18 protein-coding genes are annotated in these 19,658 nt (G+C 73.4%); 7 read left to right on the top strand and 11 right to left on the bottom strand.

From position 1 onward, the window contains the following. Positions 1-143 precede the first annotated feature (143 nt). Positions 144-1,403, top strand: coding sequence for an alpha/beta hydrolase (locus ACFWPI_RS06920; protein WP_380372507.1), 1,260 nt, complete (start codon positions 144-146; stop codon positions 1,401-1,403). A gap of 722 nt (positions 1,404-2,125) precedes the next feature. Here ACFWPI_RS06920 and ACFWPI_RS06915 read toward each other — a convergent pair. Both ACFWPI_RS06915 and ACFWPI_RS06910 read right to left on the bottom strand, forming a co-directional pair. Then, positions 2,126-2,680 carry a hypothetical protein gene (locus ACFWPI_RS06915; RefSeq protein WP_380337910.1) on the bottom strand — a complete coding sequence of 185 codons (555 nt, stop codon included), beginning with the start codon at positions 2,678-2,680 and terminating at the stop codon, positions 2,126-2,128. 156 nt (positions 2,681-2,836) lie between these two features. After that, complete coding sequence (locus ACFWPI_RS06910; RefSeq protein WP_380372510.1) at positions 2,837-3,733, bottom strand: LysR family transcriptional regulator; 897 nt, start codon at positions 3,731-3,733, stop codon at positions 2,837-2,839. A 70-nt stretch (positions 3,734-3,803) separates the two neighbouring features. Between ACFWPI_RS06910 and ACFWPI_RS06905 the strand changes: the two genes are divergently transcribed. Both ACFWPI_RS06905 and ACFWPI_RS06900 read left to right on the top strand, forming a co-directional pair. Next, the gene (locus tag ACFWPI_RS06905) at positions 3,804-4,604 is read left to right on the top strand and encodes a hypothetical protein (RefSeq protein ID WP_380372513.1); all 801 of its coding nucleotides are present in this window, start codon (positions 3,804-3,806) and stop codon (positions 4,602-4,604) included. Next, entirely contained in the window at positions 4,601-5,242 is a 642-nt protein-coding gene (locus tag ACFWPI_RS06900) for an HD domain-containing protein (RefSeq protein ID WP_380372516.1), read from the top strand. Before ACFWPI_RS06905 ends, ACFWPI_RS06900 begins: the two co-directional genes overlap by 4 nt. A gap of 59 nt (positions 5,243-5,301) precedes the next feature. Here ACFWPI_RS06900 and ACFWPI_RS06895 read toward each other — a convergent pair whose 3' ends face one another. Then, positions 5,302-5,841 (bottom strand): GNAT family N-acetyltransferase, encoded by a 540-nt coding sequence (locus tag ACFWPI_RS06895; protein WP_380372519.1) that lies wholly within the window; start codon positions 5,839-5,841, stop codon positions 5,302-5,304. Between the two features lie 101 nt (positions 5,842-5,942). Here ACFWPI_RS06895 and ACFWPI_RS06890 point away from each other — a divergent pair, with 101 nt between their 5' ends. After that, a complete protein-coding gene (locus tag ACFWPI_RS06890) occupies positions 5,943-7,247 on the top strand; it encodes a sensor histidine kinase (RefSeq protein ID WP_380372522.1) in 1,305 nt (434 codons plus the stop codon). 3 nt (positions 7,248-7,250) lie between these two features. Here the strand turns inward: ACFWPI_RS06890 and coaE are convergent, their stop codons facing one another. Together coaE and ACFWPI_RS06880 are read right to left on the bottom strand one after the other, a co-directional pair. Next, the gene (gene coaE / locus ACFWPI_RS06885; RefSeq protein ID WP_380372524.1) at positions 7,251-7,853 is read right to left on the bottom strand and encodes a dephospho-CoA kinase; all 603 of its coding nucleotides are present in this window, start codon (positions 7,851-7,853) and stop codon (positions 7,251-7,253) included. 70 nt (positions 7,854-7,923) lie between these two features. Continuing rightward, entirely contained in the window at positions 7,924-8,565 is a 642-nt protein-coding gene (locus tag ACFWPI_RS06880; RefSeq protein ID WP_380372527.1) for an MBL fold metallo-hydrolase, read from the bottom strand. Positions 8,566-8,627: 62 nt separating this feature from the next. Between ACFWPI_RS06880 and ACFWPI_RS06875 the strand changes: the two genes are divergently transcribed. Beyond that, positions 8,628-9,053: a MarR family winged helix-turn-helix transcriptional regulator gene (locus ACFWPI_RS06875; protein ID WP_380372530.1), complete on the top strand. Its 426-nt coding sequence runs from the start codon at positions 8,628-8,630 to the stop codon at positions 9,051-9,053. On the opposite strand, the gene ACFWPI_RS06870 is transcribed toward ACFWPI_RS06875, so the two are convergent. Then, the gene (locus ACFWPI_RS06870; protein WP_380372533.1) at positions 9,033-11,294 is read right to left on the bottom strand and encodes an MMPL family transporter; all 2,262 of its coding nucleotides are present in this window, start codon (positions 11,292-11,294) and stop codon (positions 9,033-9,035) included. The two genes, ACFWPI_RS06875 and ACFWPI_RS06870, sit on opposite strands and share 21 nt — an antisense overlap. A 247-nt stretch (positions 11,295-11,541) precedes the next feature. Next, positions 11,542-13,032: a 30S ribosomal protein S1 gene (rpsA, locus tag ACFWPI_RS06865; RefSeq protein ID WP_063347134.1), complete on the bottom strand. Its 1,491-nt coding sequence runs from the start codon at positions 13,030-13,032 to the stop codon at positions 11,542-11,544. Positions 13,033-13,446: 414 nt separating this feature from the next. On the opposite strand from rpsA, the gene ACFWPI_RS06860 reads away from it, so the two are divergent. After that, positions 13,447-14,301 (top strand): class I SAM-dependent methyltransferase, encoded by an 855-nt coding sequence (locus tag ACFWPI_RS06860; RefSeq protein WP_380372537.1) that lies wholly within the window; start codon positions 13,447-13,449, stop codon positions 14,299-14,301. A 52-nt stretch (positions 14,302-14,353) separates the two neighbouring features. Further along, positions 14,354-16,867 (top strand): ATP-dependent helicase HrpB, encoded by a 2,514-nt coding sequence (hrpB, locus tag ACFWPI_RS06855; RefSeq protein WP_380372557.1) that lies wholly within the window; start codon positions 14,354-14,356, stop codon positions 16,865-16,867. 41 nt (positions 16,868-16,908) lie between these two features. Here the strand turns inward: hrpB and ACFWPI_RS06850 are convergent, their stop codons facing one another. From ACFWPI_RS06850 to ACFWPI_RS06835, 4 genes are all read right to left on the bottom strand, one after another. After that, positions 16,909-18,168, bottom strand: coding sequence for a hypothetical protein (locus ACFWPI_RS06850; RefSeq protein ID WP_380372540.1), 1,260 nt, complete (start codon positions 18,166-18,168; stop codon positions 16,909-16,911). Positions 18,169-18,300: 132 nt separating this feature from the next. After that, positions 18,301-18,549 carry a DUF397 domain-containing protein gene (locus ACFWPI_RS06845; protein ID WP_380372543.1) on the bottom strand — a complete coding sequence of 83 codons (249 nt, stop codon included), beginning with the start codon at positions 18,547-18,549 and terminating at the stop codon, positions 18,301-18,303. Positions 18,550-18,569: 20 nt separating this feature from the next. Then, complete coding sequence (locus ACFWPI_RS06840; protein ID WP_380372545.1) at positions 18,570-18,701, bottom strand: DUF397 domain-containing protein; 132 nt, start codon at positions 18,699-18,701, stop codon at positions 18,570-18,572. After that, on the bottom strand, positions 18,664-19,602 hold the full coding sequence (locus ACFWPI_RS06835) for a helix-turn-helix domain-containing protein (RefSeq protein WP_380372547.1): 939 nt from the start codon (positions 19,600-19,602) through the stop codon (positions 18,664-18,666). Before ACFWPI_RS06835 ends, ACFWPI_RS06840 begins: the two co-directional genes overlap by 38 nt. Positions 19,603-19,658 lie beyond the last annotated feature (56 nt).

Here is a 19,658-nt window from a genome sequence, read left to right as displayed (position 1 = left end):
CGAGCACGGGGCCGCCCCCGGATTGACGTCCACACCCGGTCCACGACACCGTTCCAAGTGCATCGACTCGCGCTCCCAGCCTTCTTCCAGCGACCTGCCAGCCTCTCATCGACTTCTCATCCGGCACCCCTAGCCTCCGCCAGATGAACGTCTCCCTGCTCGGCGGCTGGTTCCCCTGGACCATCCAGGCCGTGGCCCTCGCCCTGTTCCTGGCCGCGCTCGGCTGGCGGGACCGGGCCTGGCGGCTGAAGTGGGGCCCGGTCGCCCTCGGGACGGCGCTGCTGCTCACCGCCCTCGCCGCCGTCGGCGTGCTCACGCTCGCCGGGATCACCGATCCGATCCCGTTCGGGGTGTGGCTGTGGGGCGGGATCGCGATCGCGGCGGCCAGCGCGCTCGGGTTCGGCTGGCGGGGCGCCCGCTGGTGGCGCCGGGCGCTCGCGCCGCCGGCCGCGCTGCTCGCCCTGTTCTGCGCCGCCAACAGCGTGAACATCGCCACCGGCTACTACCCGACCCTCGACGACGCGATCGGCGAACTGAGCGGGCAGCCGCTGCCGGAGCAGATCACGCTCGCCGAACTCGGCTCCCTGCACGGGAAGACGAAGACCGGCCGCATCGTCCAGGTGGACATCCCGAGCACGGCCAGCGGCTTCACCCACCGCCAGGAGCTCGTCTACCTGCCGCCCGCGTGGTTCCGCAGCCAGAACCGGCCGAAGCTGCCGGCGCTGGAGCTGATCGGCGGCGAGTTCGCCGCGCCCGACAACTGGATCCGCTCCGGCAACGCCGTGAGGACCGCGGACGACTTCGCCGCCAAGCACAACGGTTTCGCGCCGATCCTCGTCTTCGTCGACGCGACCGGCGGCTTCCGGGTCGACACCGAGTGCGTCGACGGCCCGCACGGCAACTCCGAGAGCCACCTGCTCAAGGACGTCCCGCCGTTCGTCCAGAAGACCTTCAACGCCGCCACCGACCCGCACAAGTGGGGCGTGGCCGGCTGGTCCATGGGCGGCACCTGCGCCGTCGACCTCACCGTCGAACACCCCAACGTCTTCACCCACTTCGGCGACTTCTCCGGCGACAAGGGCCCCTCCACCGGCGACAAGGACCACACCGTCCAGGAGCTGTACGGCGGCGACGCGGCCGCCTGGGCCGCCCACGACCCGCTGACCGTCCTCGCCCACCACCCCAAGTACCAGGGCGTCTCCGGCTACTTCGGGCAGGGCGACGAGGAGCACGGCCAGATCGAGTCCGCCAGGGCCCTCAACGACGCCGCCCGGAAGGACGGCATCCGCACCACCACCGCCGTCGGCTCCGGCAAGCACACCTGGCAGACCGGCGCCGCCACCTTCGCCCAGGCCCTCCCCTGGCTCGCCCAGCAGCTCGGCGTCCCCGGCACCCACGCCTGATCCGCCACCGGTCCGGGGGCGCGCCGTGCCGGGCCGGGCCAGGCGGGCCGCCCGGCGGGAGGGCGGCGGATCCGGTCGGGGGAAAGCCTTGGCATCGGCCGTCCGCCGCGACCGGCCGCGGGCCCGCACGGGCGGGTCGGCCGGGGCTGCGGCCGACCGGCAAACCCCCGCCGGGCAGGGGGAATCCGCGACCGCGCGCCGTCCCGCCGACCGGTCGGGCGCCGAGGGCCCGCCATACCTTCCGACACGCCCGCACACACGTTCACCACCAACGCCCCCGCAGCGGCCGGGGAAGGCGGCCTACCCGCCGGTATCCCGCTTTGCTCCCGGCGGCCCGGTGGCATAAGTTTCGACCGCCGTCGACGCAGCCGACCCCGACCGCCCCTCGGAGCAGAGGAGCGCAGCGGGCCGGCGGCCGGGCGGCAGAACGTACGGGGGAAGGGAACAGCCATGCCGAGTGCCCGCATCCGCGAGGCGACCGGGCAACGGGAACGGGCGGACGGCGCCGCGCACACACGGCCCGGGACCACCGCGGGCCCGGCCCCGGGCCACTCGGCCCGCTCGGGGCGCTGACCCGGCGCCACGCCCCGACCACCACCACAGAACCACCACAGACGGCCCCGCGCACCGCCGAGGCGGCGCCCGGGGCGGACGGCAGGTCGGCCCGTCCGGCACAGGGGACCGGACGGACCGACCGCCGCACCAGCACAAAAACCAAAGGGTCAGAGGCCGAGGCTGCTGAGCGCGGTGGTCCAGTCGGTCACGATGGCGCTGCGGGCGTCGTCGAGGCCGACCGTGCCCTTGCAGACCGCGTTCTTCAGCTTGGTCTCGACGCCGTCCTTGCCGGTCGCGGTCTGGCTGCCGTAGCGGGGCTCGGGCCAGAGGTTGCGCGGGTCGCGCGGGGCGCCGCCGAGCTCCAGCGGGACGAAGTGGTCCTCCTCGTAGTCGGACAGGTTGGTGTCCGCGTAGCCGTACTGCGCGATCTGCTGCGCCTTCAGCGCGTTGGTGTAGCTGGTCGGCGGGCGGACGGTGGAGGTCCAGCCGGAGACGCAGATGGTCTGGCCGATGGTGGCCTGGGTGACGTCCGGGTTGTAGGCGCCCGGCGTGCAGGACGGGTCGGGCAGCGGCAGGTAGGCCTGCGAACAACTCGCCGCGAGCGGACGGATCTTGACGGGTGAGCCCTTCGCGGGGGCGGCCTGCGCGGTGCCGGCCGCGAGCCCGGCGGCGGCGAGGACGGCCGCCGCGGCGACGACGGTGAGACGCTGACGGAGCATCATGTGGGGAGATCTCCTAGGCCTTGCCCGGCCTCTCGCCGGACGACTGTGCCCATGACAGCACCACCCATGCGACCACCGTCAGTCCCAGGACGTGAACGGCCGGTGATCGCGCCTCCACAAACACCGCGGGCGCCCGGCGCGATCCGGGAAGCGGGCTCAGGGCGCGCCCGACAGCAGCCGCGCCAGCAGCGCGGCCGGCCCCTCCGGCAGGCTGCCGTGCACCAGTTCGGTGCGGTGCACCAGCCGCGGGGCGGCGATCGGCACGGACGCGACGCCGGGCGCCCCGGCGAGGACGGACGCCGGGAGGAGGCTGAGCCCGTGTCCGGTGGCGACCAGGGCGAGCAGCCCGTGCACGTCGGTGCCCCGGTAGCGGGTGGCGGGGCGGAAGCCGTCGACGCCGGCGGCGGCGCGCAGCCGGGCGGCGGTCGGGGTGAGGTCGGGGGCGTCGAGCCAGCGGGCGGCGGAGAGGTCGGCGAGCGCGACGCCGGTGCGGCCCGCGAGGGGGTGGCCGGCCGGGAGGGCGACGGCGACGGGCTGCTCGTCGACGGCGACGGTGGTGAGCGGGCCGACGTCGGGCAGCGGCAGCGGGTCGCTGGGGGCGGCGAGGCCGTCGATCAGGGCGAGGTCGACCTCGCCGGTGGCGACCTGGGCGGGCAGCGCGTCCTGGGCGAGGACCCGGACGACGAGGTCGGCCGCCGGGTGGGCCCGGCGCACCTCGCCGAGTGCGCGCCCCAGGGTCGCTCCGACTGCCAGCGGGGTGGCGCCGAGCACCAGCCGGGCGCTCGGGGCGCCGGCCAGGCGTGCGACGTCGGCGCGCGCCGCCTCCAGTCGGACCAGCAGGGGCGCCGCGTGCTCCAGCAGCCGCAGGCCGGCCTCGGTCGGGCCGACCGGGCGGCGGCTGAGCAGGCCGGTCCCGAGGTCGGCCTCCAGGGCGGCGATCTGCTGGGAGACCGCGGACTGGGTGTAGCCGAGTTCCCGCGCGGCCTCGGAGAAGGAGCCGAGGCGGGTGACGGTGACGAAGGTGCGCAGCTGCTGCGGATCCACGGCAGTCATCAACTCTTCTGATCGAGGGGTAAGAAATCATCGTTGGCGCTGATCTCGGGTGCGGGGTCAGGATAGTCCCATGACCTACCTCACCCCGCGGATCGCCCTGGTCGGCGACCGCTCCCCCGCCGTCCGCTCGCACGCCCGCATCCCCGGGCTGCTCGACGCCCTCGCCGAGCGCGAGCAGCTCGTCCTGGACGCCTACTGGATCCCCACCGAGGACGCCGGGGCGCCCGGCGCCCTGGACGGCTTCGACGCCGTCTGGCTGCTCCCCGGCAGCCCCTACCGCAGCGAGGCGGGCGCGCTGGCCGCCGTCCGGACCGCCCGCGAGCGCGGCATCCCCTTCCTCGGCACCTGCGCCGGGTTCCAGCACGCGGTGCTGGAGTACGCCCGCAACGTCTGCGGCCTCGGCGGGGCCGTCCACGGCGAGGAGCACCCGGAGCGGGACGAGCAGGTGATCGTGCCGCTGGCCTGCTCCCTGGTCGGCCACGAGGGGGAGGTCGCGATCACCCCCGGCACGCTCGCCGAGCGCGTCCTCGGCACCACCCGCACCCTGGAGCGCTACCACTGCGCGTACGGCCTCAACGCCGACTACCTGGACCGGCTGCGCGCGCACGGGCTGCGGTTCAGCGGCGCGGACGGCGCGGGCGAGGTGCGCGTCCTGGAACTGCCGGGCCACCCGTTCTTCCTCGCCTCGCTGTTCCAGCCGGAGCTGTCCGGCGACGGCACCCGGGCGCACGCCATGATCCGCGCGCTGGCCGGCGCCGCCGTCGCCCACGCGGCGGGCTCGCCGGCCTCGACCGACCGAACGGCCACCGACCCGACCGCCACCGACCCGGGCACCGACCCGAACGCCACCACCTTGGAGGCCACCGCATGACCGCCACCGAGATCGCCGGAGTCCGGATCCCCGACAGCCGCCTCGCCACCGAGGCCACCGAGCTGGTCCGGGACGCCACCACCGAGCTGCTGTACCACCACTCCCGCCGGGTCTACCTGTTCGGCGCCCTCCAGGGCCGCCGCCGGGGGCTCGACTTCGATCCCGAACTGCTGTACCTGGCCGCGATGTTCCACGATCTCGGCCTGGGCCCCGAGCACCACGCCTCCGGTCGGCGCTTCGAGGTGGACGGCGCCGAGGCCGCCGCCGCGTTCCTGCGCGGGCACGGGGTGGACGAGCGGCGGGTGCGCCTGGTGTGGGAGGCGATCGCCCTGCACACCACGCCCGGCATCCCGGAGTTCCTGGAGCCGGAGATCGCGCTGACCACCGCCGGGGTGGAGCTGGACGTGCTCGGCATCGGGTACGCGGACCTCGCCGCCGCCGACCGGGACGCGGTGGTCGCCGCCCATCCGCGCCCGGACTTCAAGCGCGGCATCCTGCGCGCCTTCCACGACGGCGTCGCGCCCAAGCCGGAGACCACCTTCGGCAACGTCAAGGCGGACGTCCTCGCCCACTTCGACCCGGACTTCGAGCGGACCGACTTCGTCGCCGTGATCGAGAACTCCGCCTGGCCGGAGTGACCCCGCCCGGCCCCGCGCCCGCCCAACCCCCGCCCCCACTCCCACCCCCACAGGGCACGTCACATCGGCAGCGAGCGCAACCGCACCGGCCCCTCCGGCCACCCGGCGCCCTCCGCCAGCGGCGCCCACATGGTGCGCAGCGGCATCACCGCCAGCCGCCCCTCGGGCTGCTCCACCGTCACCTCCTCCGCGACCTCGCGGAATCCGAGCCCCCGGTAGAACGAGGCCAGCGGCGGGCGGCAGAACAGCAGCGCGTGGCGGTGGCCGAGGGTGCGGGCGTGGCCGAGGGCGGCCCGGACCAAGGCCTGCGCGAGGCCGGCGCCGCGCCGGTCGGGGGCGACGGCGACGCCGCCGACGCCGACCGCCGTCAGGTCGGTGCCGCCGACGGTGAGCGGGAGCGGCAGCAGCCCGGTGTGCGCGACGAGCCGGCCGTCGGCGGCCCGGACGCCGAAGTGGATGTCCTTGGGGAGCCAGGCCAGCCCGGTGTAGGCGACGCCGTACGGGTCGTCGCCGGGGCCGAGGATCTCGTCCTGGTCGGCGCGGGTGTACTGCGGCAGCCGGACGACGGTCGGCGGCTCGGGAGAGAAACGATCATCCATCCGACCATGATCCCTTCCGGGGAAGGCGAATTCCAGGCTGTTCCCGGCCACTGCGGCCCGCTCGCCACCCCGGGCCGGACGGGGTGTGCGAGCATGCCCCCATGCGCCAGCCCACCCAGCAGCGGCCCCGACTCCGGCGCCCCACCGGCCGGTTGGACCCCACCCGTCACCAGCACCACCCGTCCACCGACCAGCCCCACGCCGCCCACCACGCCGACGCCACCCACCAGACCGACGCCGCCGACCAGTTGGACTCCGCCCTCGCCGCGGTGCCGCTGCCGGGCCCGCCGCTGCGCCTGCCCGGCCCGGTCGTCGCACTCGGGCCGACCGCCCTGGTGCTGCTGGTGCTCGTCCCGCTCGCCGCGGGCGACCCCGACATCGGGCCGACCACCTCGGCGCCGGTCAACGCGGGCCTGGTGGCGGCCGGCGGGATCGCCCTCGCCGTCCGCCGTCGGTACCCGGCGGCCGTCGCCGCCGTCACCCTGCTGGGCGGCCAACTCCCGCTCGCCGTCGCCCTCTACGGGCTGGCCACACGGCGCGGCGCCACCCGGGTGCTGGCCGTCCTGGCCGCGCTGGCCGGGGTGCGCCTGCTCGTCCCCATGGACCTCGGGGACGTCAGCAGTCTCTCCGCCCTCGCCAACCTGGCCGAGGACCCGCTGGTCTTCGGCGCCGTCCCGCTCGCGCTCGGCCTCACCGCGCACCAGCGCGCCCGCGCCGTCACCGCGCTCGCCGAACGCAACCGGCTGCTGGAAGCAGCCCGCCGGCACGCCGAGGAACGCGCCGCCGCCGCCGAACGCGCCCGGCTCGCCCGGGAGATGCACGACGTCGTCTCCAACCGCGTCTCCCTCATCACCCTGCACGCCGGCGCCTGCCAGGTCGCGGCCGCCGACGACCCGACCACCGTCCGGGAGACCCTCGGCCTGATCCGCGCCCTCGGCCTCCAGGCCCTCACCGAACTGCGCGGCCTGCTCGGCGTCCTCACCCCGGCCTCCGACCAGGGCCCCTCACTGCACGGACTGCCCGCCCTGGTCGAGGAGTCCCGCCAGGCCGGACTCGCCGTCGATCTCACCCTCACCGGCCCCGCCGAAGGACTGCCCGCCCCCGGACCGGCCGTGCAGTACGCCACCTACCGGATCGTCCAGGAAGCCCTGACCAACGCCCACAAGCACGCCCCGGCCGCCGAGGTCGCCGTCACCGTCGAGGTCCACCCGGACGGGCTGCGCCTGGACATCGTCAACTCCCCCGCCACGGCGGCCGACCCGGACGGGCCTCAACTGCCCTCCGGCGGCCACGGCCTGGACGGCATGCGCACCCGCGCCGACGACCTCGGCGGCACGCTGCAGGCCGGCCCCACCACCGAGGGCGGCTTCGCCGTCCGGGCCCGCCTGCCGCTGACCGCCGCCTGAACCTCAGGCAGCGGCGGCGCGCTTCACCAGCTCCGCCCACACCTCGTCGACCCGGGGCGCGAGCGCCTCCAGCGGCCCGCCGTTGTCGATCACCACGTCGGCGATCGCCAGCCGGTCCGCCCGCGAGGCCTGGGCGGCCATCCGGGCCCGGGCCTCCTCCTCGGCCATCCCGCGCAGCCGCACCAGCCGCTCCACCCGCACGTCGTCGGCCGCGTCGACCACCACGACCAGGTCGTACAGCGGGGCGAGGCCGTTCTCCGCGAGCAGCGGCACGTCGTGCACCACCACCGCGTCGGGCGCGGCCGCGGCCTCCAGTTCGGCGGACCGGGCGCGCACCAGCGGGTGGACGATCGCGTTCAGCGCCTGGAGCCGCGCCGGGTCGGCGAACACGATCGCGCCGAGGGCCGGGCGGTCGAGCGCGCCGTCCTCGCGCAGCACCTGCGGCCCGAACTCGGCGGCCACGGCGGCCAGACCGTCCGTCCCGGGCGCGACCACCTCGCGGGCGATCACGTCGGAGTCCACGATCACCGCGCCGTGGGCGGCGAGGAGCCGGGACACCTCGCTCTTGCCGGCGCCGATGCCACCCGTCAGTCCGATCTTCAGCATGGCGTCAGGCTACCGGCGCCCGGACCGCCGACGCCATGGACCGGCCACCCGGCCCAGGCCCCCGGCACCGTCAGCCCAGCTCCAGGCTCTCGCCCTCCCCCAGCACGGTCAGCTCCGCGCCGGTGCCCGGCCCGTCGGGCCCGAGCAGCCGGGTGGCGATCATGTGCCCGATCGGGCTGAGCGTCGCCTCGTGCACCGGCACCGCCACGCGCGGGGCCGCCTCCCGGACGTAGTCGACGACCTCGCCGGCCTTGCTCCACGGCGCCGCGAGCGGCAGCAGCAGGGTGTCCACCGGGTGCGGCGGCACGGTGAAGGCGTCGCCGGGGTGGAACAGCCGGCCGTCGAAGAGGAAGCCGATGTTCTTCACTTGCGGAATGTCCCGGTGGATGACCGCGTGCCACTCGCCGTGCACGCTCACCCCGACCCCGCCGACCTCGAAAGCGTCGCCCTCGCCGACCACGGTGACGCGCTGCGCCACGCCGTCCAGCTGGGCGGCCACCGCGCTGTTGGTCCACACCCGCAGGGCCGGGTCGGCCCCCAGGGCGGCGCGCAGCCGGGCCTCCTCGAAGTGGTCCATGTGCTCGTGGGTGATCAGGACGGCGTCGGCCCCGGTCAGCGCGGCGGGGTCGGTGAACGCCCCGGGGTCGACGACGACGGTCGTCCCGTCGTGCTCCAGGCGTACGCAGGCGTGTCCGAACTTGGTGATCCTCATGCGGCCGACCATACAGCAGGACTGTACAGTTTTGCTGTGGAGATTCCCGGTAGGCTTCTCCCATGAACAGTCCGGCTCCCGAAACCCTCGAACTCGCCGCCGAGCTGCGCGCCGCCATCGGCGACCTGGTCCGCTCCCTGCGCCCGGGCGACGAGCTGCCGCAGAACCAGGCCGGCGTCCTCGGCGTCCTCGTCCGCGACGAACGCGCCTGCACCGTCGCCGAACTCGCCGAGCACCAGCGCGTCCGCCACCAGTCGATGGCCCGCACCGTCGCCCTGCTGACCGAGGCCGGGCTCGTCGCCCAGCAGCCCCACCCCACCGACGGCCGGAAACTGCTGGTCACCGCGACCGGAGCGGGCCGCGCCGCCCTGCTGGAGCAGCGCGCCCGCCGGGAGGAGCGGATCGCCACCGCCATCGAGGCCCGTCTCACCCCCGAGGAGCGGTTGGCCCTGAGGGCGGGCGTCGACCTACTGCGCCGACTGCGCTGAACCCACCAGGTCCCTGGCCTCCGGCCGCGGGGCCGGGACGGCCGTCGCGCCGAGGGCCGCCTCGCCGACGGCCGCCTCGCCCACGGCCGCCTCGCCGACGGTCGGCAGTTCGACGTGCTCGCTCAGCCCGAAGCGCCGGTGCAGGCGCCGCAGCGGGGCAGGCGCCCACCAGTTGAACTCGCCGAACAGGCTCATCGCGGCGGGCACCAGCAGGCAGCGCACCAGGGTGGCGTCCACCGCGACGGCGACGGCCAGCGCGATGCCCATCTGCTTGACCATGAGCATGTCCCCGAGGGCGAACCCGGCGAACACGATCACCATCAGCAGCGCCGCCGAGGTGATGATCCGGCCACTTCGCTGGACCCCGAGCTCCACCGCCCGGGTGCAGCTGTGGCCCTTGTCCCGCAGTTCCTTGATCCGGGCGAGCAGGAACACCTCGTAGTCCATGGACAGCCCGAACGCGAAGGCGAAGACCAGCACCGGTATGAAGGTCTCCAGCCCGCCGGTGGGGCTGAAGCCGAGCAGCCCGCTGAAGTAGCCGTCCTGGAACACCAGGGTGAGCGCGCCGAGCGAGGCGCCCAGCGACAGCAGGTTCATCAGCAGCGCCTTGACCGGCATGACCACCGAGCCGGTCATCAGGAAGAGCAGCACCAGCGTGCCGACCGCGACCAGTCCGAGCGCCCAGGGGCCCCGCGACATCAGCTCGTCCTTGAAGTCGACGACCGAGGCCGCGCCGCCGGTGACGTAGGTCTTCAGCCCGCCGCGGTCGTCCCGCAGTTCCTGGACGACCTGCTTGGCCTGGTGGCCCTGCGGGTCGCCGTGGACGAGCACGTCGACGGTGGACACCGAGTCGCTCACCGGATTCACCGCCCGCACCCCGGCGACCCCGGGCAGCTTGGCGACGACGTCGTCCGCGTACGCCTGGGCGACGGGCGCGCCGCCCTCGACGACGACGGTGATCGGCGCGGCCGCGGCCTGCGGGAAGCGCTGGTCGACGGCGTCGGCGACCTGCCGCCCGGCCGAGGAGGCGGGCAGCACGGCGGCGCCGGAGTTGCGCATGTCGGCGTGCAGGAAGGGTGCGCCGGCGGCCATCAGCAGGGCGACGCAGGCGAGCGCGACCGGCACCGCCCGCTTGCCGACCCGGCGGACGGTCCGGCTGAAGAAGCCCTCGTCGGGGACGGGCGCGGCGGGCGCCTTGATCCGGGAGCCGGCGAAGCCGAGCAGCGCGGGGATCAGGGTCAGCGCGGCGGCGACCGCGATCACGACCACGCTCACCCCCGCGGCGGCGACCGCGCCGAGCACCGGGCTGGTGAAGACGAACAGGCCGGAGAGCGCGACGGCGACGGTGAGGCCGGAGAAGGCGACGGTGCGCCCGGCGGTCGCGGCGGTGCGTTCGACGGCGGCGGCGATGCCCGCGCCGTGCCCGCGTTCCTCCCGGAAGCGGTTCACCATGAGCAGCGCGTAGTCGATCGAGAGTCCGAGCCCGAGCACGGTGGCGATCGGCAGCACGCTGGTGTCGATGTCCATGATCCGGCTGAAACCGAACATGGCCAGCAGCGCGCCGCCCACCGAGGCGACCGCGCCGATCACCGGCAGGCTGGCCGCGGCGAGGCCGCCGAAGACCAGCACCATGACGACCAGGGTGAGCGGCAGCGTCACCATCTCGCCGAAGCGGGTGTCCTGTTCGGTCTGCTTCTTGACCTCGTCCTGGAGCACCAGGTCCCCGCCGACGGTGACGTGGGCGCCGGCCTCGCCGTTCAGGGCGGCGAGGCGCTGGGTGACGGCGTCGGTCTGGGCGGAGGTGCTGGTGTCGGCCATCCGTACGGTGACCAGGCTCGCGGTGCCGTCGGCGGAGCGCAGTGCGGCGGGTGCCGGGCCGGTGCCGTAGGCGTCGAGCGCGGAGGAGACGCCGGGGAGGGCGGCGAGGTCGGCGGTGGCCTTGGTGACGGCGGCCCGTACGGCCGGGTCGTCGACCGGTTTCCCGTCCACGACGGCGGTGACGGTGCCGCGGGCCGGGTCGGTCGCGGCGACCACCGCGCTGCCCCGGTCGGCTTCGGCGGTGGCGGAGGAGGCGCCGGCCACCGTTCCTTCGAAGACCCGGCCGCCGATCAGCACGCCCACGACCAGGACGACGGCCCAGAGGCCGAGCACCCAGCGGCGGTGGCGGAAGCAGAACCGGCCGAGGGCGGCGAGCCGCCCGGGGACCGCGGGGTCGCCGGCAGCGGTGGGAGCGTTGCGCATGAAGGAGGCCTTTCGGGCAGCTCCCCTCAATGTAGGTGCAACCCGGTGTTCGACCTATAGACGGACAATGAGCCACATCTCACATAATTCCTTCACATAAACCACAAATAAGTGAAGGCGAAAAACGAAAGAACGTGAAGCAAAAGGCCCCGGCCAAAGGCGGAAAACGAAATGGGCCCCACCCGGATTTCTCCGGGTGGGGCCCACCGTTCAGCTATGCGCCAGGTACTGGCAGCGGGTCAGAGCTTCAGCTCTGGCCACCCGCCAGCTTCTCGCGCAGGGCCGCCAGGGCCTCGTCCGAGGCGAGAGCGCCGGAGCCCTCGTCGCTGCTGGACGAGTAGGAGCCACCGGCAGCGGCGGCGACAGCGTCGCCACCCTCGGCAGCGGCCTCGGCGTCGGCCTCACGGCTCTTGATGACCTGGGCCTGGTGCTGCTCGAAGCGGGACTGCGCCTCGGCGTACTGGCGCTCCCACTCCTCACGCTGCTTCTCGAAGCCGGCCAGCCAGTCGTTCGCCTCGGGGTCGAAGCCCTCCGGGTAGATGTAGTTGCCCTGGTCGTCGTACGAGGCAGCCATGCCGTACAGGGTCGGGTCGAACTCGACCTCGGCCGGGTTGGCACCCAGCGCCTCGTTGGCCTGCTTGAGCGACAGGCTGATGCGACGACGCTCGAGGTCGATGTCGATGACCTTGACGAAGATCTCGTCGCCGACCTGGACGACCTGCTCCGGGATCTCCACGTGGCGCTCGGCCAGCTCGGAGATGTGGACCAGACCCTCGATGCCCTCGTCCACGCGGACGAACGCACCGAACGGAACCAGCTTGGTGACCTTACCCGGAACGACCTGGCCGATCTGGTGGGTACGGGCGAACTGCTGCCACGGGTCCTCCTGGGTCGCCTTCAGCGACAGGGAGACGCGCTCGCGGTCCATGTCAACGTCGAGAACCTCGACGGTGACCTCCTGGCCGACCTCGACAACCTCGGACGGGTGGTCGATGTGCTTCCAGGACAGCTCGGAGACGTGCACCAGGCCGTCGACGCCACCCAGGTCCACGAAGGCACCGAAGTTGACGATCGAGGAGACGACGCCGGAGCGCACCTGGCCCTTCTGGAGGGTGGTGAGGAAGGTCTGGCGGACCTCGCTCTGGGTCTGCTCCAGCCAGGCACGGCGGGACAGGACCACGTTGTTGCGGTTCTTGTCCAGCTCGATGATCTTGGCCTCGAGCTCCTTGCCCACGTAGGGCTGGAGGTCGCGGACGCGGCGCATCTCGACGAGCGAGGCCGGCAGGAAGCCACGGAGGCCGATGTCGAGGATGAGACCACCCTTGACAACCTCGATGACGGTACCGGTGACGATGCCGTCCTCTTCCTTGATCTTCTCGATCGTGCCCCAGGCACGCTCGTACTGAGCGCGCTTCTTGGACAGGATGAGACGACCCTCCTTGTCCTCCTTCTGGAGAACCAGGGCCTCGATGTTGTCACCGACGGCGACGACCTCGTGCGGGTCGACGTCGTGCTTGATCGAGAGCTCGCGGGACGGGATGACGCCCTCGGTCTTGTAACCGATGTCGAGGAGGACCTCGTCACGGTCGACCTTCACGATGACGCCCTCGACGATGTCGCCATCGTTGAAGTACTTGATGGTCTCGTCGATGGCGGCGAGGAACGCCTCGGCGTCGCCGATGTCGTTGACCGCGACCTGCGGGGTGGTGCTGAGGGAGGAGTCGGTGGGGCTCGTCATTAGGAAAAGGGCTCCGGTACGGACATGAAAGTCGTAGGTAATGCCACGCGGAGGGCCCGTATCGCTCCCACCGAAAGCCGGACAGCCAAGAACACGGCGCACCGGCATTCCCGCACAGCGAGAAATCCGGCGTCCGTCTTGCGACCGTGGGGTCTTCGACAGATGCGAGCGCGACCTGCTCCGTCTGAGGCGCGCAGGCCCGCAGCGCAACTTGTAGCATACGGGGACGGCCAGGCACGGTCAACGCCAAGAGCGGCAAGACGGTGGAGCCCGGTATGGATCAGGCCATATCCTCCGATTGCGCACCTTGCGGTGGCGCCCGAAGGGGGCCCTTCCCCGGATGCCACCGCCAGGATCGGGTCCTTGACGGGCCCGGTCTCGGCAGCGGCGCTTCCGCACTCCACACCCTACGCGATGGGCATTATCGCCGTGGCCACCACCCCCCAGTCCGACCTGCATGATCTTGACGGCGACGGCGACGACGCGGTACGGCGCGCGGCCGGCACCGGGGAGAGCAGCCGGGCCAGCCGGCACTGGTGGGACCGCAACGCCGACGAGTACCAGGACGAGCACGGGGAGTTCCTCGGCGACGACCGCTTCACCTGGTGCCCCGAAGGCCTCGACGAGGCCGACGCCCACCTGCTCGGCGAGGTCGCGGACAAGGACGTGCTGGAGATCGGCGCCGGCGCCGCCCAGTGCTCGCGCTGGCTGGCCGGCCGCGGCGCCCGCCCCGTCGCCCTGGACATCTCCCACCGCCAACTCCAGCACTCCCGCCGGATCGACCTCGGCCGCGGCGCCACCCCCGTCGCCGTCGTCCAGGCCGACGCCGCCGTCCTGCCCTTCGCCGACGCCTCCTTCGACCTCGCCTGCTCCGCCTACGGCGCCGTCCCGTTCAGCGCCGACACCTCCGCCCTGATGCGCGAGGTGCACCGGGTGCTGCGCCCCGGCGGCCGCTGGGTGTTCTCCGTCACCCACCCGATCCGCTGGGCCTTCCCCGACGAGCCCGGCGTCGAGGGCCTCACCGCCGCCTCCTCCTACTTCGACCGCACCCCCTACGTCGAGGAGGACGAGCAGGGGCGCGCCAGCTACGTCGAACACCACCGCACCATCGGCGACCGGGTCCGCGAACTCGTCGGCGCCGGCTTCCGGTTGACCGACCTGGTCGAGCCCGAGTGGCCGGCCGGCCTGGAGCAGGAGTGGGGCGGCTGGTCCCCGCTGCGCGGGCGGCTGATCCCCGGCACCGCGATCTTCGTCGCCGAACGGGGCTGACGCCTTGCCGAACCCCGGCTCGCTTAACCCCGCCCCGCTTAACCCCGGCTCGCTGAACCCCGCCTGGCGCGAACTGCCCGTCCGCAGCGCCCTGCCCGCCCTGCACGACGCGCTGGACGGGCCCGGCACCGCCGTCCTCGCCGCCCCGCCCGGCACCGGCAAGACGACCCTGGTGCCGCTCGCGCTCGCCGGGCTGCTCGATCCCGGGCGTCCGACGCTCCGCGTGCTGGTCGCCGAACCGCGCCGGCTCGCCGTCCGGGCCGCCGCCCGGCGGATGGCCTGGCTGCTCGGCGAGGCGGTCGGCGGGCGGGTCGGCTACACCGTGCGCGGCGACCGTCGCGTCGGCCCGGAGACGGTGGTCGAGGTGGTCACCACCGGGGTACTGCTGCAACGGCTCCAGCGCGACCAGGAGTTGCCCGGCGTCGACGTGGTCGTCCTCGACGAGTGCCACGAACGGCACCTGGACGCCGACACCGCGCTCGCGTTCCTCCTCGACGTCCGGGCGGCACTGCGGCCCGAACTGCGGCTGGTCTGCGCCTCGGCCACCTCCGACACCGAGGCCTGGGCCGAACTCCTCGGCGGCGCGCCGGTGGTGGAGGCGCACGGGGTCTCCCACCCGGTCGAGACGGTGTGGGCGCCGCCGCCGCGCGCCGTCCGGCCCGCCCACGGCACCCGGGTCGACCCGGCGCTGCTCGACCACGTCGCCGCCACCGTCCGGCGGGCCCTCGCCGAACAGGAGGGCGACGTGCTCTGCTTCCTGCCCGGCGTCGGCGAGATCAGCCGTGTCGCCGGGCAGCTGTCCACCGTGGCGGCGGACGTCCTGCAACTCCACGGCCGCGCCCCGCAGGCCGTCCAGGACGCCGCCCTCACCCCCTCGGACGGCCGCCGCGTCGTGCTCGCCACCGCCGTCGCCGAGTCCTCGCTCACCGTGCCCGGCGTCCGCGTCGTCGTCGACGCCGGGCTCGCCCGCGAACCGCGCACCGACCACGCCCGGGGCCTCGCCGGCCTGGTCACCGTCCGCGCCTCCCTCGCCGCCGCCCGCCAGCGCGCCGGCCGGGCGGGCCGCGAGGCCCCCGGCACCGTGTACCGCTGCTGGAACGAGGCCGAGGACGCCCTCGCCGCCCGCTTCCCCACCCCCGAGATCGCCCTCGCCGACCTCACCACGTTCGCTCTCCAGGCCGCCTGCTGGGGCGACCCGGACGCCACCGGCCTCGCCCTGCCCGACGCCCCGCCCGCCGGGGCGATGGCCGCCGCCCGGCAGACCCTCCAGGCCCTCGGCGCCGTCGACACCGACGGCCGGGCCACCCCGCGCGGCGTCCGCCTCGCCCGCACCGGGCTGCACCCCCGGCTGGGCCGCGCGCTCGTCGACGGCGCCCCTGCCGTCGGCGCCCGTCGAGCGGCCGAGGTGGTCGCCCTGCTCTCCGAGGAACCGCCGCGCGCCCTCGGCGACGACCTCGGCGCGGTCTGGCGGGCGGTCCGCTCCTCCAGCGACCCGTACGCCGGCCGCTGGCGCGAGGAAGTCCGCCGCCTCCTGCGCGCCGCCGGCTCCGAGGCCGCCACCCAACTGCCCGACACCACCGCCGCCGGCCTCGTCGTCGCCCTCGCCTTCCCCGAACGCATCGCCCGCGCCCGGGTAGAGCGCCCCGCCCCCGGCGAGCGCAGCCCGTACCTGATGGCCTCCGGGACGGCGGCCGAACTCGCGCCCGGCACCGCGCTCGGCGCACTGCCGTGGCTCGCCATCGCAGTCGCCGACCGCCCGGCCGGCTCCCCGTCCGCCCGCATCCTGCACGCTGCGGCACTGGACGAGGACACCGCCCGGCTTGCCGGTGCCTCGCTGCTCGAATCCCGCGAGGAAGTCCACTGGGACACCCGCCGCGACGAGGTCGTCTCCCGCCGGGTCGAGTCGCTGGGCGCGATCGAACTCGCCGAGAAGCCGCTCAGCCGCCCCGACCGGGCCCTGGTCCGCACCGCCATCCTCGAAGGCCTGGCCCGCGAGGGCGTTTCCGCCCTCCTCACCTGGCCCTCCCCCGGCCTGCGCGAACGCCTCGCCTTCCTGCACGCGGCCATCGGCGCTCCCTGGCCGGACGTCTCGGACGCCGCGCTGCTGGAACGCGCCGACGAGTGGCTGGAGCCCGAACTGTCCCGCGCCCGCCGCCGCGCCGACCTCGCCCGCATCAACACCACGGCGGCGTTGCAGCGTCTGCTCCCCTGGGCCACCGGCGAGGCGGGCCGCCTGGACGAGCTGGCCCCCGAGCGCATCACCGTGCCGTCCGGCTCGAAGATACGAGTCGACTACAGCACCGAACGCCCTTTTCTCGCAGTCAAGTTGCAAGAACTCTTCGGCTGGACGGCGGCCCCCGCCCTGGCCGCCGGCCGCGTCCCCCTCACCATCCACCTGCTGTCTCCCGCCGGGCGCCCCGCCGCCGTCACCGGTGATCTGGAGAGCTTCTGGCACAACGGCTACCGCGCCGTCCGCGCAGAGCTGAGAGGCCGCTACCCCCGCCACCCCTGGCCCGAGGACCCGTCGACGGCGGAGCCCACCCGCCGCCTCAACCCGCGGAACTGACACTCCTCCTCGACGGGGGGGTTCCCTCGCTCGTGCTGCCGTCAGGAGATCGAGAAGCCCATCTGGCTCACCACCGGCGTCATCGGCACGTAGAGCACCTGCGCGTAGCAGGTCGTCGAGTGGGCCGTCGATCCAGCCGGGCAGCCGACCGCCGACCTTCCGGCCACGATCACGCCGCGAGCCTCCATGTCGCCGTTCGCGCCGGACGGGTTGGCGAGTGCGGGGCCGCCGCTGTCACCCTTCGCGCCGATCGCCCGTCGGTCACCACCCTTCGACTCCGCGACGTCCACCGGCTTGATCTTCGTCCCCTCGTCGTTCGTCGTCTCGACATCGACCTTCTTGACCTCCACGTCGCACTTCCACCCCGACTGGGCGCCGCTGAGGCAGACGAGGTCCCCCACGTTGTTGCGTCCGACCCCGTACGTGCGTCGCGACGAACCGCCGCTGTCCGACCAGGCACCGTCGTAGAACCGGCCGGCGCCGTTGCCGTTGATCCCGATCATGCCGACGTCCAAACCGTCGCCGATCGCGTACAGGTCGCCGATGTAGCCGCTGGTGCCGTTGTAGTACCGGCCGCTGCCGCAGTGTGCGGCGGTCAGCAGCACCTTCGTCCCGTCCTTCCAACCGCTGAACGCGGTCGAGCAGAACGAGGCCTTGCCCGTGTTGACTTCGGCGCCCGCGTAGTACGGCGCGCTGTCGGAGTGCCGGCTGCCGGACAGCGCTGCCGGGATGCCCTCGACGGTGGCCGTCACCGGCATCCCGGCGATCTCGGCGGCCATCCGGGAGTACGCCTGCTCGGTCGTGGCACCGCCGGTCGGCCGGGTCGCCTTCGTCGGCACGTACGTGATCGCGATGGCGGCGCCGTCCTCCTGCGGGCCGATCGACGTCCACGCCTCGGGCGCCACAGCGGCGGTGAACCGGTCGATCGCGGCGCGCATCTCCGCACGGGAGTAAGGGCTTTGGTGAACGTCGACGGTGTAGCCGGGGCCGGCGTTCGCGTCGAGCAGCGCCCGGACCTCGGCCGGGGCCCCGCCCTTCCAGTAGATGTCGGCGCGCTGGTTCGACGCGTCGATCACGGTCCCGGCGTAGCCGTCCGCCGCCCGGTCGCCGGACTCCACCCAGTCCTGCACCGGGTCCGTCATGCGGTGGAGCTTCTGCTGGGCCTGCGGGTCGCGGAGCACCGGCAGGCTGACCGACGGGACCGGCCCGTCCTGCCCGTCCGGCGCGGCATCGGCGGCGACGAGGGCGGAGGCGGTCACGGCGGACAGGGCCAGGGACAGCAGGAGACGGGAGCGGCGCATACGCGGTCCTTCGACGAGGCTGGCGGGCCAGCACCCAGCGTAGGGACCGATCCGCGTTTCGCCTGGCCAGAAGGCGCGTTCCGGGCTTCGGTGGGCGCACGCGGAAGGCGACGCGCCCCCGTCAGCGGATCACTACTCCGGGAAGTCACCGGCCTGAACGGAGGAGAGGAAAGACGTCCAAGCCGAGGCCGGGAAGACGAGCACCGGCCCGTGCGGGTCCTTGGAGTCACGCACCGGGACGCCGCCCGGAAGGGATCCGAGGGCCACCTCGATGCACTCGCCCGCGTCGCCCGCGCTGTAGCTGCTCTTGCGCCACGCAAGAGCCACCTCGATGCACTGTCCGCCGTTGCTGCTGTAGCTGCTCTTCCGCCAGGTCAACACGACCAGCTCCTCAAAGGGGCTTACTCCTGGAAGTCGCCCTCACGGACGGCCATCACGAAGGCTTCCCAGGCGGCGACCGGGAAAACGAGGGCCGGGCCCTGCGGGTCCTTGGAGTCACGCACGGGGACGAGGCCGGGGAATCCGGGGGCCACCTCGATGCAGTCTCCGCCGTTGGGAGCGCTGTAGCTGCTCTTCCGCCAGACGGCTCTGGCGAGCTCGTTTCGCGTCATCCTTGTACCCTTCCAGCGCATCACGGATCAGCGCAAGCGAGTTACTCCCTGGGAGTACCTCACTGCGAAGCCGATCATAGACGCGCCGGTGTGCAGCGACGACTTCCGGATCATTGCTCGGATGCCCTCGATCCAAGCTCTCCGAGTAGACGTAGTTCTGCCCGTCGGGCATCTCCAGTAGAACCATCGACGTGGGGATGACGGTCCTACGGTCCGCGAACGGCGCGATCTCAATGATCACGTTCGACAGCTCTGAGATGGCCAGCAGGTGTTCCATCTGCCGATACATCACCTCGGGCCCGCCGATGACCGTCCGAATCGTACTTTCGTCAAGAACAGCCAGAAGTAAGGGGCCGTCCTGCACGGGGAACCGCTGCTGCCGAGCCAATCGTGCAGTCGTTCGCTCCTCAATCAGCGCTGTCGAACCACCAGCCGCAAACAGCGCCTGCGCATACTCCCGACACTGCAGCAAGCCATGCATGTATCCGCACTGGTAGACACGGGCACCGAGCGCCTCGGACTCCATGTCTGCATGGGTCTGAAACCAGTCCGGATGTTCAATCCCGGCGTTCCAGTCCACCCTCCCCCAGAGCCGCCTCAACGCACCGCCCGTGTTGAGCAGTTCGTCGGCCTTCTCCACCATTTCCGGCGGCATGCGGCGCTGACCGGTCTCGTACCGGGTGATGTTCGTCCGGCTGCAGTGCAGCAGCTTGCCCAGCTCTTCCTGGGTGTAGCTGGCCAGCTCCCGGTAGAACCGCAGCTCCTCGCCGAACAGCTCGGCCGAACTGACCGTCAACTCCCGCTTGAACCGCCGATGTGCCACAGCCGTCCCCCTCACGCACCACGTGCCCCTGGCACCCGATTTCGGCCATCACCGTA

This window comes from Kitasatospora sp. NPDC058492 (assembly GCF_042720685.1).
In the GTDB taxonomy this organism is placed as follows: Bacteria; Actinomycetota; Actinomycetes; order Streptomycetales; family Streptomycetaceae; genus Kitasatospora.
The sequence above is the reverse complement of the archived record's forward strand: the minus strand, read 5'-3'. Positions and strand labels throughout refer to the sequence as shown.

Excerpts from the sequence above, each read along its gene's own strand:
- ACFWPI_RS06875 (WP_380372530.1), top strand. The coding sequence starts at position 8,628 with ATGAACAGTCCGGCTCCCGAAACCCTCGAACTCGCCGCCGAGCTGCGC.
- ACFWPI_RS06900 (WP_380372516.1), top strand. The coding sequence starts at position 4,601 with ATGACCGCCACCGAGATCGCCGGAGTCCGGATCCCCGACAGCCGCCTC.
- ACFWPI_RS06895 (WP_380372519.1), bottom strand. The coding sequence starts at position 5,841 with ATGGATGATCGTTTCTCTCCCGAGCCGCCGACCGTCGTCCGGCTGCCG.
- ACFWPI_RS06910 (WP_380372510.1), bottom strand. The coding sequence starts at position 3,733 with ATGACTGCCGTGGATCCGCAGCAGCTGCGCACCTTCGTCACCGTCACC.
- rpsA (WP_063347134.1), bottom strand. The coding sequence starts at position 13,032 with ATGACGAGCCCCACCGACTCCTCCCTCAGCACCACCCCGCAGGTCGCG.
- ACFWPI_RS06880 (WP_380372527.1), bottom strand. The coding sequence starts at position 8,565 with ATGAGGATCACCAAGTTCGGACACGCCTGCGTACGCCTGGAGCACGAC.
- ACFWPI_RS06915 (WP_380337910.1), bottom strand. The coding sequence starts at position 2,680 with ATGATGCTCCGTCAGCGTCTCACCGTCGTCGCCGCGGCGGCCGTCCTC.
- ACFWPI_RS06870 (WP_380372533.1), bottom strand. The coding sequence starts at position 11,294 with ATGCGCAACGCTCCCACCGCTGCCGGCGACCCCGCGGTCCCCGGGCGG.
- ACFWPI_RS06920 (WP_380372507.1), top strand. The coding sequence starts at position 144 with ATGAACGTCTCCCTGCTCGGCGGCTGGTTCCCCTGGACCATCCAGGCC.
- ACFWPI_RS06860 (WP_380372537.1), top strand. The coding sequence starts at position 13,447 with ATGGGCATTATCGCCGTGGCCACCACCCCCCAGTCCGACCTGCATGAT.
- coaE (WP_380372524.1), bottom strand. The coding sequence starts at position 7,853 with ATGCTGAAGATCGGACTGACGGGTGGCATCGGCGCCGGCAAGAGCGAG.
- ACFWPI_RS06850 (WP_380372540.1), bottom strand. The coding sequence starts at position 18,168 with ATGCGCCGCTCCCGTCTCCTGCTGTCCCTGGCCCTGTCCGCCGTGACC.
- ACFWPI_RS06905 (WP_380372513.1), top strand. The coding sequence starts at position 3,804 with ATGACCTACCTCACCCCGCGGATCGCCCTGGTCGGCGACCGCTCCCCC.
- ACFWPI_RS06890 (WP_380372522.1), top strand. The coding sequence starts at position 5,943 with ATGCGCCAGCCCACCCAGCAGCGGCCCCGACTCCGGCGCCCCACCGGC.